This window comes from Paludibaculum fermentans (assembly GCF_051172195.1).
Lineage (GTDB): Bacteria > Acidobacteriota > Terriglobia > Bryobacterales > Bryobacteraceae > Paludibaculum > Paludibaculum fermentans_A.
Genome location: NZ_JBPJAQ010000001.1, coordinates 2,759,525 through 2,778,358, shown reverse-complemented (window position 1 = coordinate 2,778,358; position 18,834 = coordinate 2,759,525). Strand labels below are relative to the sequence as shown.

Annotated in this window: 10 protein-coding genes; 6 read left to right on the top strand and 4 right to left on the bottom strand. The window is 62.6% G+C overall.

Annotated features, from left to right (window positions below):
- The first annotated feature begins 333 nt into the window (after positions 1 to 333).
- Positions 334 to 2,802 carry an ABC transporter permease gene (locus ACR9Y2_RS11370; RefSeq protein ID WP_435041373.1) on the top strand — a complete coding sequence of 823 codons (2,469 nt, stop codon included), beginning with the start codon at positions 334 to 336 and terminating at the stop codon, positions 2,800 to 2,802.
- Between the two features lie 20 nt (positions 2,803 to 2,822).
- On the opposite strand, the gene ACR9Y2_RS11365 is transcribed toward ACR9Y2_RS11370, so the two are convergent.
- Positions 2,823 to 4,355: a carboxylesterase/lipase family protein gene (locus ACR9Y2_RS11365; RefSeq protein WP_435041372.1), complete on the bottom strand. Its 1,533-nt coding sequence runs from the start codon at positions 4,353 to 4,355 to the stop codon at positions 2,823 to 2,825.
- Between the two features lie 176 nt (positions 4,356 to 4,531).
- Between ACR9Y2_RS11365 and ACR9Y2_RS11360 the strand changes: the two genes are divergently transcribed.
- Genes ACR9Y2_RS11360 through ACR9Y2_RS11350 form a run of 3 tightly spaced genes read left to right on the top strand, consistent with a single transcriptional unit; the run spans position 4,532 to position 9,765 of the window.
- On the top strand, positions 4,532 to 6,868 hold the full coding sequence (locus ACR9Y2_RS11360) for a glycoside hydrolase family 3 N-terminal domain-containing protein (RefSeq protein WP_435041371.1): 2,337 nt from the start codon (positions 4,532 to 4,534) through the stop codon (positions 6,866 to 6,868).
- Positions 6,869 to 6,894: 26 nt separating this feature from the next.
- On the top strand, positions 6,895 to 8,379 hold the full coding sequence (locus ACR9Y2_RS11355; protein ID WP_435041370.1) for an MFS transporter: 1,485 nt from the start codon (positions 6,895 to 6,897) through the stop codon (positions 8,377 to 8,379).
- An 18-nt stretch (positions 8,380 to 8,397) separates the two neighbouring features.
- Complete coding sequence (locus tag ACR9Y2_RS11350) at positions 8,398 to 9,765, top strand: acetylxylan esterase (RefSeq protein WP_435041369.1); 1,368 nt, start codon at positions 8,398 to 8,400, stop codon at positions 9,763 to 9,765.
- Positions 9,766 to 9,824: 59 nt separating this feature from the next.
- On the opposite strand, the gene ACR9Y2_RS11345 is transcribed toward ACR9Y2_RS11350, so the two are convergent.
- Entirely contained in the window at positions 9,825 to 10,337 is a 513-nt protein-coding gene (locus ACR9Y2_RS11345; protein WP_435041368.1) for a YgjV family protein, read from the bottom strand.
- A gap of 165 nt (positions 10,338 to 10,502) precedes the next feature.
- Between ACR9Y2_RS11345 and ACR9Y2_RS11340 the strand changes: the two genes are divergently transcribed.
- Positions 10,503 to 11,252, top strand: a complete 750-nt coding sequence (locus ACR9Y2_RS11340; protein WP_435041367.1) for a matrixin family metalloprotease — start codon at positions 10,503 to 10,505, stop codon at positions 11,250 to 11,252.
- Between the two features lie 49 nt (positions 11,253 to 11,301).
- Here the strand turns inward: ACR9Y2_RS11340 and ACR9Y2_RS11335 are convergent, their stop codons facing one another.
- Positions 11,302 to 12,804 carry a glycoside hydrolase family 30 protein gene (locus tag ACR9Y2_RS11335; RefSeq protein ID WP_435041366.1) on the bottom strand — a complete coding sequence of 501 codons (1,503 nt, stop codon included), beginning with the start codon at positions 12,802 to 12,804 and terminating at the stop codon, positions 11,302 to 11,304.
- A gap of 519 nt (positions 12,805 to 13,323) precedes the next feature.
- Here ACR9Y2_RS11335 and ACR9Y2_RS11330 point away from each other — a divergent pair.
- Entirely contained in the window at positions 13,324 to 16,479 is a 3,156-nt protein-coding gene (locus ACR9Y2_RS11330; protein WP_435041365.1) for an efflux RND transporter permease subunit, read from the top strand.
- An 86-nt stretch (positions 16,480 to 16,565) separates the two neighbouring features.
- On the opposite strand, the gene ACR9Y2_RS11325 is transcribed toward ACR9Y2_RS11330, so the two are convergent.
- On the bottom strand, positions 16,566 to 18,104 hold the full coding sequence (locus ACR9Y2_RS11325) for a hypothetical protein (RefSeq protein ID WP_435041364.1): 1,539 nt from the start codon (positions 18,102 to 18,104) through the stop codon (positions 16,566 to 16,568).
- Positions 18,105 to 18,834 lie beyond the last annotated feature (730 nt).

Here is an 18,834-nt window from a genome sequence, read left to right as displayed (position 1 = left end):
AACGGGAAGAAGGCTCCCCATCAGGAATGAAAACAAGAAGGACGACAGTACACTAATCCGGGGACAATTTGCTGAGGACATACGGGTTCCTTTGTCTGCAAAAGACTGTAGGCCATCTTACTTGTCTAGTCAAATCAAAGTTCCTTCACCCCTCATACTTGTCACCGATTTCGAGGGAACTACCAAAATGGATGAACTCAATAGAGATGAACCGGCACTGTACCGATCACGGCGGGGGGCCCGCACAAGCTTCGCAACAATTCGAAGGCTTAGCGGTCAGTCGAGCTCCACGATACTGCCGGCTGGCGCGTCTGAGAGTCCATGGGGCTTGTGATGACACACCGGTTGACTCACTCGATTGGATCAGTCCGGCAGGACCTGGTTGTCGGCCTTCGCGTCCTCCGCCGGAATCCAGCGGTCTCCGTCAGCGCAGTGGCCGTACTGGGCTTAACCATCGGTCTATCCATGGCCCTGGTTTCCCTGTTGGATCGCCTGCTGGTCAGGCCCTTGCCTGTGGACTGCGCGGACCGGTTTTTCCAGTTGGTGCGGCCCGGCGCCCGCGGCGGTGTCCCACAGGAGTCTTTTCGCGCTTCGGCCATCACCCCGTTGCGGGCAGCCGTGGAACCGCTCGGCACAATTCTCGTGGTGGGCTATCCGGGCGACGAGTTGGTCTCGTATGGGGGAGCGGCATTCCAACCCGAACCCGTGCGGCTGCAGAGCCTGGACGTCCGGGCGTTGGAAGTCCTCGGAGTCCGGCCAGTGATGGGGAGAGGTTTCCAATCCGGAGACAGCGCCCCCGGCGCGGAACCAGTAGCAATTCTCAGCTACGACTACTGGCAGCGGCGCTTTGGGGGAGCGCCTGACGCACTCGGGAAACTGTTCGGTCGGCGCGGCAGGCAGGTCAGGATCATCGGCATACTGCCGGGCCGCTTCCCGGAACTGGACCTCGGCCATTCGCCCGACGCCTGGCTTCCCGCCGCGCAAGCGCAGGGCGGTCGCATGCTAGTGGTGCTTCGTCCAGGCGCCGGCCCCCTCCAGATGGAAGCCTCGCTACGCCCAGCCTGGGAAGACTATCTGCAGAAGGAACCACTGCCCCCCGGCCAGCAGCGGGATGCGCGCCAACCGGCGATGTCGCTTCGCGCGCTGGACGCTTCGAAGGGCTTGCGGTCAGGGCTACGGAGCCAGTTCGCCACTCCGCTCACCACTGTGACACTCGCCGCGATCCTTCTCCTGTTGATCGGCTGCTCGAATTCGGGCCTGCTCCTGGTTGCGCTCCACGATGGGCGCCGCGAGGAGATGGCGATTCGCATGGCCCTCGGCGCAAGCCGGCGGAGGCTCGTCCGCCAGGTAGTGGTGGAGACCACTGCCTTGTCGGCCGCTTCCTGCCTGCTCGGGGCGATCCTCGCGCCCATCGCCTCCAGCGTATTGTTGGGTTTGGCCTCTGACCCCGACCGGCCCATCCGGCTCGCCTGGCAGTGGGACTGGCGCTTTGCTTTGGTGGCCATCGCCTTCTGCTCCTTCGTCACGGCGCTCTCCGCGGCATTGCCGGCGCTCCGCCTGCCAGGCGAAAACACCGGAGCGTCCAGCCGCGGCTTGTCGCCCTTCTTCCGCTTGCCCCACACTGGATTCCCCTCCGGCGCACTCTTCGTTGCGGGCCAGGCCTGCCTGGCGGTCGTCCTGCTCGTCGGTGGCGGACTTCTGCAGACCACCCGGTCCAACCTCGAGCGGCTGGATCCCGGGTTCGACCAACAGCGCCTTTCCATCGCGGAACTTCAGTGGGAGAGGGAGGGGAACCGCGAGTACACCAACTCCGTCTACCGCACTCTGCTGGCGCAGGTGGCCGGGTTGCCGGAAGTGGCGCGGGTCAGCCTGTCGGGCTGGAGCTATTTCGGCGGTAACTCGCGGCGGGCCTCGATCCTTCCGGAGAGTCCCTCCGGCGCTGTCACGGGAGACCTTTCGGAGTTCCTCTCCATCTCACCGGGGTTCTTCACGACCATGGGCGTCAGGCTGCTGGGGGGCCGCGATTTCAGCGACGCTGACACTCAAACATCGCCTCTCGTCGCCATCCTGAACGAGTCCGCGGCGCGTCTCTATTTCGGAAACGGTTCGGCCCTGGGTCATCGCTTCTCCATCTTCGATCCAAAGCAGAAACTTGAAATTGTCGGGGTGGTCGAAGATACCCGGTTGAACGGCCTCCGGGAAGCCGCGCCACCGATGATCTATCTGCCCTTTTTCCAATCCGAGTTCCGGGGCACCAGTGACATGCCCGCTTCACTGGAGATTCGGGCCTTGCCGGGAAGGCGATTACCCCTGCCGGAACTAAGCCGTGTGATTCAATGCTCCGCGCCCGGCCTGGCGGTTCGCCGCCTCCGGCCCCAACGCGAACTGGTTGAGCGCTCGCTGCTGCGGGAGCGGCTTCTCTCCGTTGTTTCCGTGACACTGGGTCTCTTCGCTTTACTGCTAACCGGGCTGGGCCTCAGCGGAACCGTCGCCCATGCAGTTGCAAGCAGGCAGAGGGAATTCGGCATTCGGCTCGCTCTCGGCGCCACCGCCGGCCGCCTCATCGGGGCGGGACTGCGGCAAGCGATACTGCCGGTCTGCTTCGGCATCCTGCCCGGATCCTTCCTCGCCTTGATCCTCGCGCGGCTCCTGAAGTCGATGCTGTTTGGCATAGCGCCCTCCGATCCCTTCGTCCAGGCGGGCGCGGCCCTGCTGCTACTGTTGGTTTCGGCCGCGGCGGCGCTGGTGCCGCTGACAGGCACAATGCGTATCGACCCGGCCACTTCGCTGCGTCAGGAATAACCCGGAGAACGGCGGTGCAACTATCGCCCGACGGCACCCATCGCTCGCGTGAGAATCGCCTCCAGCAACTTCACTCGCGCGGCATCGGCGATCGGACGCACTTCGAAGCGCTCGCCAAGCTCCATCGTCACAGCGGAATTCACATCCACGGGCGGCCACTTCGGCAGTCCTTCGCCATTCGGATCCCCGGTCTTGACGAAGTTGGCCCAGTAGCTTGTCGTCTTCTCCGCCATCGCCGAATCCGCCGGCTCCCAGGGCCGCTTCACACTGCCCAGGCTGTTGAACATATACGGCAGCTCTGACGAATGGAACGCCCCATACCGGTCCCGCTTGGGCCCCGGCAGCGGATGATCCCACAGGTATGTATAAACCGCGGTCTTCGAATGTGCCGACCGCTGTTGCGCCCAAAGGAGCGTGGACACCATATTTTGCGCGCGGGCGCTCTCAATCTGCGAGGGACCCGGCGTCGAGGCCGGATACATCTTGAGGAACTCGTCGGCCAGGTCACCCGCCAAACGCCGCGCGAAGCGCTCAAACTCTTCCGATGTGCTTTTGCCATATTTCGCATCGGCGCTACTCTCGTCGGCGCACCACCCTGTCAAGGTCACCACGTCATTCTGCTTGCCCTGTTCGAAGATCGCTGCCACGGTGTCGGGCAACAGTGCCCCGTCCACGACAGGGCCCCAGCGGAATACCGCTCCTTCCACCGGCGCCATCAACAGGTACACCGGCATCGCTCGCAACTCCTTCAGCGATCCAGCTCTCTTCACCTCCTGGAACCTCAATCCATCCTTCTCCACATCCACCAGGGGTCGCTGCCGGTTGCCGATCCTCGAACCACTCTGTGCAATCGCCGCGTGGAACAGCCCTTTCGCCAGTGGTGACGCGAGCAGCGCATGCACCGCGCTGGCGCCGGCTGACTGCCCCGCAATGGTCACTCGATCCGGATCGCCACCGAATGCCGCGATGTTCGCTTTCACCCACTGCAGGGCGGCCACGGCATCCAGCAATCCGTAGTTGCCGGAGGAATGCGTCCCGGATTCCTGGGTCAGCTCCGGATGGGTGAGAAATCCGAAGACCCCGAGGCGGTAGTTGATCGTGACCACCACGATGCCTTTCCGCGCGAGGGCCTCGCCGTTATATAGCGCCACGGAGGTGGAGCCCTGGTCGAACGCGCCGCCGTGAATCCAGAGGAATACCGGCCGTTTCCCTGTGGTACCGCCCGTCCACACGTTCAGATACAGGCAGTCCTCGCTACGCTCGTTCTGGTCCATGTACTCCTCGGTCCAGGGGCCCAGCGAACTGGCCGCCGCCTGCATGCAAGACCGTGAGAAATGTTCCGCCTTCAACACACCCTTCCACGGCACGGCTGGCTTTGGAGCGCGCCAGCGCAGATCTCCAACCGGCGGCGCCGCGTAGGGAATGCTCCGGAACACGGTGATGGCGTTATCGGCCGTAGGCACTCCTTCCACCAGTCCGCGATCCGTATGGACGGGTTTTGCGGCAACGGCCGCGCCTAGGATGAACAGGGACAAGCAGATGAAACGAAACATGGCAGGAGCACCTTTTGCTGACTCCCGTGTATATATCACAGCGGGTGCGGGAGCGCTTGTCGGCCCTGCTCCAACGCCCGATCGGAGCCTTCGTCTGGGTATCCCAGCAGAAAATTGAACCGGTACATCAGAATATCCGGTGCGAACCGCAAGCGCTTGCGATAAATTAGATTCGCATGAAAAACACCTCGAAGTCCGGTTCGGCCGCGATGCCCCCCCACAGCAAAGCCAATGCGCCAGCTTACAAGAATCCCAAGCTGACGCCGGAACGAAGGACCAAGGACCTGCTCGGCCGTATGACTCTCGAGGAAAAGGCCGCGCAGATGATCTGCGTCTGGCAGAAGAAGGCGGAAACCCTCGTCGACGCGGACGGCCGGTTTGACCCGGCGAAGGCCAGGGCCGCCTTCAGGAAAGGCCATGGGCTGGGACAGGTGGGCCGCCCCAGCGATGCAGGTCCGGGCCTGGATGCGCGCCGCATGGCCGAACTCACCAACGCCATCCAGCGTTTCTTCGTGGAGGAAAGCCGCCTGGGTATCCCCGTGGTCTTCCACGAGGAGTGCCTTCACGGACAAGCCGCCGTCGGCGGCACCAGCTTCCCGCAACCCATCGGCCTGGGCGCCACATTCGACCCTGCCCTGGTCGAATCCCTCTATACGATGACCGCGCTGGAAGCGAGATCGCGCGGCGCCCACCAGGCGCTGACCCCAGTCGTCGACGTGGCCCGCGATCCACGCTGGGGCCGCGTCGAAGAGACCTTTGGCGAAGATCCCTTCCTCGTCTCCCGCATGGGCATCGCTGCCGTCCGCGGTTTTCAGGGCGACGTCACTTTCCGCGACAAGACGCGCCTCATAGCCACCCTGAAACACTTCGCCGCCCACGGCCAGCCAGAATCCGGCATGAACTGCGCGCCCGCCAACGTCAGTGAACGAGTCCTGCGCGAGACATTCCTTTATCCGTTCGAACAGGCCATCCGCCACGGCGGCGCGATCTCCGTCATGCCCTCCTACAACGAGATCGACGGCGTCCCTTCGCACGCCAACCGCTGGCTGCTGCGCGACGTGCTGCGCAAGGAATGGGGCTTTCAGGGCTACACGGTCTCCGACTATTACGCCATCTGGGAACTCTCCGACCGCCCGGATACCCATGGTCACTTTCTCGCCGGGGATAAGAAACAGGCCTGCGCTTTGGCCGTCGAAGCCGGAGTCAATATCGAACTCCCGGAACCGGACTGCTACCTGCACCTGGTCGAACTCGTCCGCAAGGGCGTTCTGAAGGAAGCCCAGCTCGACGAACTAGTGGCGCCGATGCTCCTCTGGAAGTTCCGCCTCGGCCTGTTCGACGACCCGTACGTCGATCCGGAATTCGCGGCGTCCGTCGCCGGTTGTGAAGCACACCGCCCGGTCGCGCTGCAGGCGGCCCGTGAAACGGTGACCCTGTTGAAGAATGAAGGCAGTCTTCTGCCCCTGGACGCCGCTGCCCTCAAGACCATCGCGGTCATTGGCCCGAATGGCGACCGGCCGCTGCTCGGCGGCTACAGCGGCAAACCGGAATACTGCTCCACCGTCCTTGAAGGAGTTCGGGCGCGCGTGGGTGCGAGCGTGAAGGTCCTCTACAGCGAAGGCTGCCGGATTACCCAGCCCGGATCGTGGAACCAGGACGAGGTGCTTCCTTCTGACCCGGCCGAAGATCGCCAGCTCATCGCGGCCGCCGTCCGCACGGCGCGCAAAGCGGATGTCATCATCCTGGCCATCGGCGGCAACGAGCAGACGTCGCGCGAAGCTTGGTCCCTGAACCACATGGGCGACCGCACCAGCCTCGACCTCATCGGACGCCAGGACGAACTGGTCCGCGCCCTTCTGGCCCTCGGCAAACCCATCGTAGCCCTGCTGTTCAACGGCCGTCCGCTCTCCATCCGCGAAGTCGCCCAATCTGTGCCTGCGATTCTCGAGTGCTGGTACCTCGGGCAGGAAACAGGCACCGCGGTCGCCGAAATCCTGTTCGGAGACGTCAACCCCAGCGGCAAACTGCCCATCACCATCCCGCGCTCCGCCGGCCACATCCCTGCCTACTACAACCACAAACCGTCCGCCCGCCGCGGGTATCTGTTCGACGATGTTTCTCCGCTGTTCGCCTTCGGCTTCGGGCTCAGTTACACCGCGTTTGAATTCTCAGCCCCGCGGTTGTCAAAGAAGAGCATCCGCCGCGATGGCTCCACGCGATTGTCGGTGGACGTGACGAACACCGGCACGCGGGACGGCACAGAGGTTGTCCAGCTCTACATCCGGGACCAGGTGAGTTCCGTGACGCGGCCCGTGAAAGAGCTCAAGGGCTTCCAGCGTGTGTCTCTCCAACCGGGTGAAACGCGCACCGTCCACTTCGAGATCACCCCGGAACTGCTCGCCTTCTGGGATGTGAATATGCGTTACACGGTGGAACCGGGCGCATTTGACTTAATGACGGGCAACTCATCACGCGATGGCGATCTGCGCAAAGTCACTCTCCGCGTGAACTGACGGGGTCTACGAAAGAGGCATCCAACATGGCCGATAGTGTGCAAAAACTCGCGGTCCGCGAAAAGCTGGGCTACGCCTGCGGCGACATCGCCACGAATTTCTTCTTCCAGTCGATGATTCTCTACCAGACCCGTTTCTACACGGATACGGTAGGACTCTCCGCCGTCGCGGTCGGCTCCATGTTTCTGGTGCTCCGGCTCGCCGACGCCATCTTCGACCCCGTCATCGGCGCACTCTCTGACCGGACGCAGAGCCGCTGGGGCAAGTTCCGCCCGTGGATCCTCGGCACCGCCTTGCCCTTCGGCCTGATCTTCTGGCTGGTCTACGTTTCACCCGATTTCGGGCCGCAAGCCAAACTGGTTTACGCCTACCTCACCTATTCGCTCGTCATGATCCTCTATTCGGCGAACAATACGCCGTACTCCGCGCTGATGGGCGTCATGACCCCCGATGTGAGCGAACGCAACAACGTGGCCCGCTATCGCTTCGTCGGCGCCTTGATCGGCCAGTTCCTCATCCAGGCCCTGCCGCTGCCGTTGGTCGCCAAGCTGGGTGGTGGCAACCCTGCCCGCGGCTGGGCCCTCACAATGGGCATCTTTGGCGCCCTCATCGTCCTGTTGAACCTCATTACCTTCGCCACCACCCGCGAGCGCGTCCAGCCCGATCCCCGGCAGAAATCCGATCTGCGCTCCGATCTCAGGAACGTCTTCACCTGCGGCCCCTGGATCGTCATGTTCGTTCTCACTTTGCTCATCTTCACGATGCTGGTCATCCGCGGCAGCTCCTCCAACTACTTTTTCGCCTACTACCTGGACCAGCAGCAGATTCGCGACTTCCTCTCCGGCTTCGGCCTGGCTGGCACCGCCGGCCCGGTCACCGGCTGGCGCACCGTCCTCGATTCGCTGGGCCTGCTGGTCAACCCCGATGGCTCCAACGCCTCGGCCGTCGGTCTCAGTCTCTTCTTCGTCATTGGGAGCCTGGTCCAGATCGTCGGCATCCTCTTCTCGAAACCCCTGGCCGACCGCTTCGGCAACAAGGCCGTCTTCATCGCCGGTATGTTCGCAACCATGGTCGCCACCTTCCTGGTTTTCTTCGTCGATCCCACCCAGATCCGCCTCATGTTCGCGCTAAGCATCCTCTGGGCCATCGGCTGGGGCCCCACCGTCCCGCTCCTCTGGGTCATGATCGCCGACGTCGCCGACTACTCGGAGTGGAAGACCTCGCGCCGCGCCACTGGCTTCATGTTTGCCGGAATCCTCTTCGCCCTGAAAGCCGGCCTCAGCCTCGGCGGAGCATTGAGCGCCTGGGTGATCGACGCGTTCGGCTACGTTCCGAATGCGGTGCAGACCGAACGGGCTCTGCTCGGCATCCGCCTCGGCGCAAGCGTCTATCCCGCCATCGCTATGGCCCTCGGCCTCGTCTGCCTCGTCTGCTACCCGATCGGGAAGAAGCTGAACGTCCAGATCCAGGAACAGCTCGCCGAACGGCGCAGGAAGTTCGCCACTGCATAACCCCCGCGGATGCAACGCATGACTTCAGCCTGTACACGACTCGCACTCGCCCTGCTCTCCGCGGTGCTGTCTTTCGCGCAGCCGTCTGAGCCCCCCCAACAGCTCACCTTCACGCCCTATCACTCGAACGGCATCTATGCCGCGGGTGAAATGGTTGGCTGGACGGTCACGCCCGGCCCGGTCGCGCCGTCCTACGCCTACAAATGGACCATCCGCCGGAACAATGCAGTCGTGCTTAAGGAAGGCCGGCTCGACCTCTCCTCGGGCAAGGCTACGATCGAAATCGCGGCCGATGAGCCCGCTATGCTCTACGTGGCGATCGAGCCGTATGCGCCCCTCGCGTCCGAACAGCCGGGCACAGCCCCTGCAGGCAAGCCGGAGAGTCCCGCGCCCATCTCCATCACCGGCGGCAACACCGGCCGCAATACCGGACTCTACGCAGTCGGCGCCGCTGTCTCACCGGCGAGAATCGGACTCTCGACTCCACCGCCCCCGGACTTCGACGCATTCTGGGAAGCCAAACTGGCGGCGCAGGCCAAGGTCCCCATCAACCCGCAACTCACCTCGGTTCCGACCGATGTCCCTGGCGTCGAGATGAACATTTTCGTTCTGGATGCGCTCGGCTCCAAGGCGCATGGCTACCTGGCCAAACCTGCCAGGGAAGGCAAGTTCCCTGCCCTGATTCAACTCCAATATGCCGGCGTCTATGCCCTGAATGCCCGTGCCGCGGCACAGCGCGCGGCCGAAGGCTGGCTGATTCTCAACGTCGATTCGCATGACAAGCTGCCCTCGGACCCCTCCGGAAATATCCCGAGGAACTATCAGGCCATCGGCAATACAGATCGGGAGCAGTCCTATTTCCTGAATATGTATCTGCGCGACTCGCGGGTCCTGGATTACCTGCTCACCCGTCCCGATTGGGATGGCACGACCATTGTCCTCACCGGCGGCAGCATGGGCGGCCAGCAAACCTTCGCTCTCGCCGGCTTGCGTCCGGAGAAGATCACCGCCGCCTTAGTCTGCGTACCAGCCGGAGCCGATACCAACGGCGCTCTGCACGGCCGCAAACCCGGCTATCCATACTGGCCGTCGGACAACCCCGATGCCTTGAAAACCGCCCTATACTTCGATCCCGTCAACTTTGCGCCGCGTATCAAAGCGGCGGTGATGGCGGGCATCGGCTTCATCGACACCATCTCTCCGCCCGCCGGCATCTGGACCGTGTTGAATCAGATACCCGGCCCCAAGGAACCGCTGCCCCTCCTCGAATCGGAGCACGATAACCTCACGCCACGGAAAGTACGCGCCTGCCCCGAGAGAACCCGGGAGTTGCTCAACCTGATCGTGAATGGCGGCAAGTTCCAACCGGAAGGCATCCGGCCGTAAGGCGGGCAATTGCGGGAAGCGATCCGTCCGGCTGAGCAACCCAGGATGCCGCGGTCCGGCTAAGCGGCCGCCCGCAGCCTCGCCCGCTCCAGTCCCATCCGCACCAGCGTCGACACGTTGGCTGTCGCAATCAGCGACTCCAACACCGTCCCGCCAATCGAGCGGCTGACATACCCGTTCACCAGCCACATCAGCGTCGTCGTCAACAGCACCAGGCGCAGCCGTACGCCGTCCAGGGTGAAAAACGCCACCGTCGCGATGCACGACGCCACAATGGGCAGCCAGCCCATGCCGTTGTGCGCCACACGGAACCCAACCCAGACATTCAGGACAATGGCTGCCGCTGCCAGCCAGAGCGACCGCGATCGCAGCGACAGATACGTCCTGCCCGCTGAAATGCCGGCCGACCCCGCCGCCGCCAGGTTCCCCAACATGAGGAAATGTGCCCCATACACCACGCTCTCCGCCGAAAGCAGTAGTTTCATCCGCCGGTCATCCCTGCTCAGAAACGCCCCCACTCCCAACACCAGCGCCACATACCCGGCACATTGCGCCGGCGAAAGATAATCCATTTCCCTTCTATTCTCGCAGTTTCAGAGGCAATCTTCCCAATCCCGGTGCCGTCGCGGGACTTCGTGGTCACCGTAGGAATCGCTCTGCAGGTTCGCCCCCCGTCCGCCGATAAGCAGGGGGAAGGTCGTGCCCATCGCTGCACGGCGACGGCCTCCTGGAGAATCATGGCTCTCTACGGCTGCAACTGGAAGCTCGGGGATAGGGCAAGCAACAGCCGCCATCGCGGGCGACTCTTCCCCTGCAGGCCTGGTTGCGGGCGCAACGGAGACACCCCCTCCGGCCGAACCTGGAAAGCCGTCCTGGACTGCCGCCAACCCGGACGTGTCATGCTGCTGGGCCTGCTCCTCACAGCCGCCATCAGGGCGGACGAACCGCCTGGCGCCTGGACTGGACCCTTTCTCCCTTGTGACGGCCACGCCGAGGTTCTGAAGCGGGAACCCTTGAAACTGGGTGTCCGGTTCGCCACCGCCAACCCGGCTTTGAAAGCGGAGTTTGCCCGCGCCATGAACTTCTGGGCCGGCGTCCTCGACTTGACCTGGCATGAGGAAGATAGCCGGGCCTGTGCCATACAGGCCGTCGATGGCGGCCCCGGTCTGTTCCGGCCCGGCGAAGTCGCCCGCGCCCAGTTCCCGGGACACTCTGCGTTCCAGGGCTGGATCGCCTTCAACCCAAGAGCCACCCTGCCCGCGAATGAACTGTTCGTGACCGTCGTCCACGAATTGGGACACCTGCTCGGATTGCCGCATAGCGCCAACTCGTCATCGGTCATGTATTTCCTGGCGCTCGATGGGCCCGTGTTCCTGGACAGCGCGGACCTCGCGGTCCTGGCGGCTCGTCACCGCATACGGGATTCCGCGGAAATCAACAGAGCTCCTCAATCGACCCTGCAGGCCTGGAGACGCGTGTCACGGTGAACCCCCTTTGTGGGGCGGCTGCCGGCATCTGGCCAGAGCTATCGCCGCCTTACTCGGCTGGCCAGATATACGTGCCCACCCCGCCGGGGCTCAGCCGGATATTCGCCATTGCCCCTCGATACTGAATGGTGAAGCCGCTCACCGACTGCGTGTCGTTCGCCACAACCAGGACGATCTGCCCCTTCGGCGTGCGGAACGCCACATTCGGCAGGACTCGGGTATTCTCAATCACCGCCACACGCTTCACCCCCGGACGTTCTTCATCTTCGGTCAGGCCAATGGCCGGATCCCCTGGCGCGGTGGACCCGATCCGCACCGAACCAGGCCTCACGAACTTGGCAGCGTGCGCGATGGTGTAATACGCGAGGTTGATCGATACCGCATCTTTGTCCAGGGTGATGCCGCCCTGGCACATCGGGCACCCCCCGTTGCCGGTGTGAGGCTTGTTCTCCGGGTCGGCCGCCAGGTTCCACAACACGACATTCCGGCTCCAGTTGCGCGCCGTGTCGATGATCATTCGTTTGACGGTCGCCGCGATGTCGATCGTCGCGCTACCAGGCTTCTCAATGATCATCTGCTCAGTGAAGTAGACATTCTTGTCCGGTCGGGCCAGGTGCATCAGGCCCATCGCCGCAATGTCTCCTCCGTAGTGATGGAAGCCCGAACCATCGGCAAAGCGCGAAATCACCGGATCGCTCAACAGCGTCAAGGGAAAGTCGGGACGGTCGCAGTTGTGGTCGAACAGGATCACTTTCGTCTGCAGGCCCGCCTTCGTCAATGCCGGATAGAGATGATCCCGCAAAAACACGAGTTGCTGGCTCACTTGCCACTGCATGCTCGGCGTGTTCTTCGAGTTCAGCGGTTCGTTCTGGATCGTGATCGCATCAATCGCGATCCCTTCCTTCTTCATCTCTTCCACATACCTCACCAGGTACTGTGCATAGACCGCATAGCACCGCTCCGCCAGCGCGCCCCCGCGGACATCGCCGTTCGTCTTCATCCAGACAGGCGCCGACCACGGTGAGCCTAGAATCTTAATCCCCGGGGCAATGGCGAGAATCTCCTTCAAAACCGGAATTACGTCTTTCCGGTCCTGGCCGAGATCGAACTTCTTCAGCTCGAAATCCGTCTCACCCGCCGCCAGGTCGTCGTAAGAGAAAACGAAGCTGTTCAGGTCCGACGCGCCGATCGTGAGCCGCAGGTAGCTGACGCCAATGTGATCGCCGTCCGTACCAAACGTACGCCGCAGCACCCCGGCCCGAGCTTGTGGGCTCATCTTCGACAGCAGTTCGGCGCTTCCGCCGGTCAATGCAAAGCCGAAGCCGTCCATGGACTGCATCTGCAGCCCCGGGTCCACCACAATCACCGGCCCTCGGGCGTTCGCATGAGTCTGAAACGCCACCGGGCTCGCCTGTTTTTCAAACAGGGCGGACCGGTCCCGATTGGTAACCCAACTCTCGATCTGCGCTGGCCCGCGATTCTGTGCCAGGCCCGCGTCAGCACTGGCCGCCAGGCAAGCCAGCGCGAGAATCACACTGCGATCCATTCTCATAATTGCTCTCAGTGTTTCAGAGCTTATCATCGCCAGACCTCGCGAGCCCAGCTGGGAGAACGGGATTCAAGGCATGCCCGCTTTCCTGCGGGTTGAGGCGGAGGCCGGTGCAGGCTCACAGTTCCCCGGCCAGTTCGACCAGCTCCGCCACTGCCGTGTTCTGACTCCTCCGCCCCTCCGATGTGAATCAAGCCGGGAGGCTTGATTCCATCGCCAATCGTCTTCCGACATGCCGACGTGCTCAACCCGGCAGGAATCAGTATGCTATCGTACGATTGCATCAAAAGACACAATCGATTGGTGACTGGATACCTGACCAGGGGAGTATGGTTAAACCTGCTTCCAAAGGACGGAGAGTTTCTCCATTGTGGCGCTCAATATGGAATGCGCACGACACTGTCGAGGCAAGCAACATTGGGTGCGCAGAGCCGGGCGAGTGTCCTGCGCCCTTTCTTCTCCGTCCTCATGGGTCTTCAACCCACCCGCCGATTCTGACCTTCAGCCAGAGAGGGGCCCGCTATGTCCAAGTTCGCCATCCTGAACCCCCACTTCATCCTAGTGCTATGCCTGATCATCGCCGTCGTCGGCGGGGTCTCACTCACTCGGATGCCAGTGGACATGTTTCCCGTGATGAACATCCCCGTTGTCGTGGTTGCGACCTTCTACAACGGCATGGCTCCCCAGCAGATCGAAGCGGACATCACCAGCCGGTTTGAGCGGTTCTTCACGCTGGGCAGCGGTGTTGAACACATCGAATCGCGCTCACTGCCCGGTGTTAGTGTGATCAAGGTCTACTTCCAACCCGGGTTCAATGCGGATTCCGCGGTCACCACGATCTCCAATCTGGCCATGGCCCAGTTGCGCCGGTTGCCACCCGGAACCCTCCCGCCCGTCGTCCTGAAGTTCGATGCATCCAGCTTGCCGGTATGCCTGGTCACGCTCAAGGGTGAGGGCCTGACCGAAACCAAGCTCCGCGATCTCGCCCAGTTCACCGTGCGAAACCAACTGGCCCGCGTCTCGGGTGCATCTGTGCCGGTTCCGTTCGGCGGAGCATACCGGCAGATCATGGTGTATGTCGACCCCTCGAAGCTGGAGGCTTACCAGCTCAGCCCGATGGACATTGTGAGGCGCGTGAACAACGCAAACCTCATCCTGCCGGGCGGTGATGTACAAATCGGGGATCGCGACTACAACGTCTACACCAACAGCCAGCTCGACCGAATCTCCGAGATCAATGATTTGCCCATCAAGGCTCGCGGGCAGGCGCTGGTCCGTATCTCGGATATCGGCGTCGCCAGGGATGCGAATCAGATTCAGACGAACGTCGTGCGCATCGACGGGCAGCGTTCGGTTTACCTGCCCGTGCTCAAACAGGGCGGTGACACGAACACAATCGCAGTCGTCGACGGGGTGCGCGAACAGGTGGCGGACCTTCAGAATGTGCCCAGGGAACTGGTCAGCAAGGTCGTCTTCGATCAATCAGACTTCGTGAAGAAAGCGGTCGAAACCCTGCTGCATGAAGGTGCCCTTGGCCTCTTCCTCACTTCGGTGCTCATCCTCGCTTTTCTGGGCAGCATGCGCGCCACCGTCGCTGTGTTCTTCTCGGTGCCTCTCTCCGCACTGGCCACCTTCGTGGCCCTCTACTTCGGCGGAGGCAGCATCAACACGATGGTCCTCGGTGGCTTGGCCCTGGCATTCTCGCGCCTCATCGACAACTCGGTGGTCGTGCTCGAAAACATCTTCCGGCATCTGGAATTGGGCGAAGAGCCGGCGGTCGCCGCGGAGAAGGGGGGCCGGGAGGTGGCCATGCCGGTGCTGGCCGCAACGGTCACCACCGCCGTCGTGTTCTTCCCTGTTACCTTCCTCTTCGGAGTCAGCAAGTTCCTCTTCTCCGCTTTGGCGCTCGCCGTCGTTCTGGCCTTGGCCGCCTCCTACGTGGTGGCTCTCACCGTGGTGCCGTTGTTTGCCGCGATGTTCCTCAAGCGCGCACCGGAGCCGCATTCGGCGTCCGGCGCCCCCACCCGGGCCAAGGGCTTCAATGCCTGGTTCAATCGCGGATTTGACCGCCTCCTGACGGGGTATGAAAAGCTCGTCGCCGGATTCCTTCGCCGCCCTGCGGTCTCGCTGGGTGTCTTTGGCGTACTCTTTGCCGCCAGCTTCCTATGCTTCCCCTTTATCGGCGTTTCGTTCTTCCCACGCACCGATGCCGGCCAGTTTGTTGTACTTGTGAAGGCCGCCAGCGGGACCAGGTTGGGCGTCACCGAGCAACTCGTCGCCCGGCTCGAAGACACTATCCGCAAGGTCATCGGCAACGACGACCTGGATATGATCGTGTCCAACATCGGCACGGTTCCGGGTTTTTCGTCCATCTACACCAGCAACTCCGCCATGCACACCGCATTTGTCCAGGTGAGTCTCAAAGAGGGTCACCGCGTCAGCAGCTTCGAATACATGTCGAGGCTCAAGCAGAGAGTGCAGGAAGATCTGCCCCGGCTCTCGGTGTTCTTCCAGCCGGGCGGAATGGTGGATGCGGTCCTGAACCTGGGACTGCCCGCCCCCATTGATGTCAAAGTCTCCGGCTACAATCTCCAGGAGACGTTTCAGGTCGCCACGCAGCTTGCCAACCGCATCCGCAGAGTCCCGAACGTCGGCGAGGTCTTCATCCCGCAGGACATCGACTATCCGGCACTGATGCTGAATGTCAGCCGCGCCCGTTCAGCGCAACTCGGCCTGGACCAGAAAGAAGTGGTCCAGAACATCATCACGGCCCTCAACAGCAACCAGATGATCGCACCCAGCTACTGGATCGATCCAAAGAACGGGAATGACTACATGCTGACGGTTCAGTACCCCGAGAGACATGTGAAGTCGGTCGACGAGTTGAAGGCGATCCCCCTTCGCGGCGATTCGAGCACGGAGGCAACCCGGCTCGATGCCATCACTTCGATTTCGAGCCTGTCCGCGCCTACCGAGGTCGATCACTATCAACTGCAGCGCGTCATCGATGTCTATGTCCGGCCGGAAGGCGAAGATCTGGGCCGCATCACGTCCGCGATTGACGACATCACCCAGTCGATCCAGAAGCCCAGCGCCGTCAATGTCTCCATCCAGGGAATGGTCAAAAACATGCGGTCTTCCTTCCGCAGCTTCGGCATCGGCCTTTCGATGTCATTGGTGCTTCTCTATCTCGTCCTGATCGCCCAGTTCCGGTCGTTCATCGATCCCGCCATCATCCTCATCGCCGTACCTCCCGGTCTGATGGGGGCCATGGCCGTCTTGTTGAGTACCGGCACGACCATCAACATCATGTCCCTCATGGGTGTCATTATGCTGGCCGGTATCGCTGTCTCCAACAGCATCCTGATAGTGGAGTTCGCGCGCCACCTGCGCTCCGAGGGTATGAGCGTGAAGGCTGCCGTCGTTCTCTCCTGCCGCGTACGCCTGCGGCCAGTCCTCATGACATCATTGGCCACCATCATCGGCCTGCTCCCCATGGCCCTCAAGCTGGGCACCGGCAGCGAAGCCTACGCTCCTCTGGCTCGGACCATCATCGGCGGCCTCGCCGTTTCCGTGGCGCTTACGGTCTTCCTGGTGCCGGCTGCCTACTATCTGGTCCACCACAAAGAAGATGTGGCCGGTCTTCCACCGGCTGAGCCCGCCGTCTACCAGGCGTAAGCCTGGCTGAGTGGGCCGCTCGCTGAAATGGTCCAGGTTCGCGTGGCCTGTTTCCAGGGATCCGTCGTGGAAGCCCACCCTCCCGTTCAGTTCGATTGCCAACTGCTGCGCGCACGCGGAGCAATCTTCTCCAAATCCGCGTAGAGCGTCAGGACCAGATCGCCCGATTCGCGCATGAGCTCAGGAATCTCGGCACCGCTGGGATGCGGCAGCCCCGGAATCCGGATGTTCGGAATCTGCTCTCGTGTCCGCTCCAGGTCACGCCGGCCCTCTTCATCGAATCCTCGCGAGAGCCGCATCCCATACTCGAGCGAGGCCAGCCACTCCGCAGGAGCCGCATTCCGGGCCGCTGCATCGCTCATCCCCTTCACCCAACCCCGCGCCGCCTTACGAAACCAATCCCCGGGCGGACACGCGTCCATCAGGGCAGTCCACAGCATTGTCCGCTGCCGGACCGTGTCCCGTTCGTCCTCCGCCCGCCAGTCCTGCACCCGGCGAAACACAGGGCCTGCGCGGAACTCCCACTCGGGGCTCGTCTTCTCCTCCGCCGAAAGCCACCGCTCGGAGGTCCCGTCTGTCCGCAGCCTCTCCACTTCGCCCGCGATCTGCATCAGCGCCGCTTCATTTCTATACGGCCGGTCCATCACGCGGCCCTCCACCTTCTCCGATTGCGTCTCCTTCGTCGCAATCGCCTGCACCTCTCCGCCACCCAGCGACAGCGCAAACCGGTTGAACACCTGTACAGTCTCGAACTCCCTGCGCCAGGCCTCGTTCTTGCCGGTCCCGGACAACCAATCATAGGAATCCTGGCATCGAGGACCGCTCAACTGCTCCACCAGCAACTGCCGCAAAACCTGCATCGTCCCGGTCGCAGGAACGCTCCGCTCCGCCAATTGCGCGGCCGTTTGGATCACCGCCGTCGCCAGGTGCTTCTGTTGCAGGGCGGCCGAGAAGACCCGGTCGCTCGACCGGACATTCGCCAGACCCGATGTGAACGCGCTCCCCAGCGCCGCCGCATCGAAGCCGGCATCCAGCAGAGTCAGGACGGCCGCGCTCGCCGCCTCCACGTCCACCGGCGTCCGCAGATTCCGCAAGGCACGCGTGACGATCTCCGTCGGACGCTGCCTCGCCAGTTCCTCCTTGGTGAAAGCCTTGCGACGGACCACCTGGGCCAACGTGGAATAATATTCGCCGCTCCCTGGAACAAATCCTTCCTCGCATTTCGGCCTGGAATACTCCGGCAGCGCGATCTCGTCGAAAAGCTCCATCGCCCTGCGCTCATTCACGTTGATCAGGCTATGCACGACCCGGCACCGAATGGACAACCCGTCCAGCCGGAGCAACTGCACCGGAACTAGGAACGCCTGAATGCCGCGTGGATATGCCGGGGACACCAGCACCCATGGGTGCGCCTCTCGGGCCTCACCCGCGCGCCCATACACCTCTTCCAGAACCTTCAAACGCTCGGCCGCGGACATTTTCTGTACCTGCAGCAGCCGCAGGGCAACATCGGCATGGATCTCCGCCGGAGCGCTCCTGGCGCGCTCAATCAACTCCAGCGCACTGTTGCGCTCCTCCGCGCACAATCCGGCCGCCGCACAAAACAGAAATACCCTGAGAACCATCGGAGCGCCTCCGAATTCGAACCGCCTTCCGACGTATATTCTGTCACTATCCGGCGGTTGGTAATCGAAACGCCATCACCCCGAGAGCAGCCTTACGACGAACTTCGGTGCGCAACCGTCTTGAACTGAAGCTGACGCGTCTGCCCTCTGGCGAAACGCGTCTGCGGCTCGCCGTAGAGCTTCCACTGCGGAAGGATGTTCCATCTCTCGCGCCTTGAAAGGCACACACGCACGGCTGCGCAGGGCACTCCCCCTGGTCACCCTGAGAGACATCTCAACAGGGGCGTGGCATGGAGCCTCCACACGCATTCGCCTCTTTGAATAACGGCCGCGATTCATCGGCGGAACGGACCGCCGCAAGGGTCCTGCCAGCGATTCCGCCACTTGGGTGGGCGGTGCGCTCTCTGACGTGGCAGCTAACTGCGTCCCGAACACGCTGACCAGCGAGCCTGGCGCGGTGGCGGGCTGCAGACTGGCGGCGGATACGCAGGTAAGCGTACTCGGCCCTTCACCAGTCCACGCGTGCGCTGCACAAATCCACGCGATTGCCAGAAGACAACCCTGTACCTGGTAAGTCACGGATGCTTCGTCCAGATTATTATCAGATCGGATTACCGTGATAAATTACAGCTTTCAGTCGCACTTCCGTCCTTCAGACTTACGCATTCCCGCATCATCTGCGGCACTCCACACAACCAGGCGCCGGAGCGTATGTCAATGGCCCGCAGGC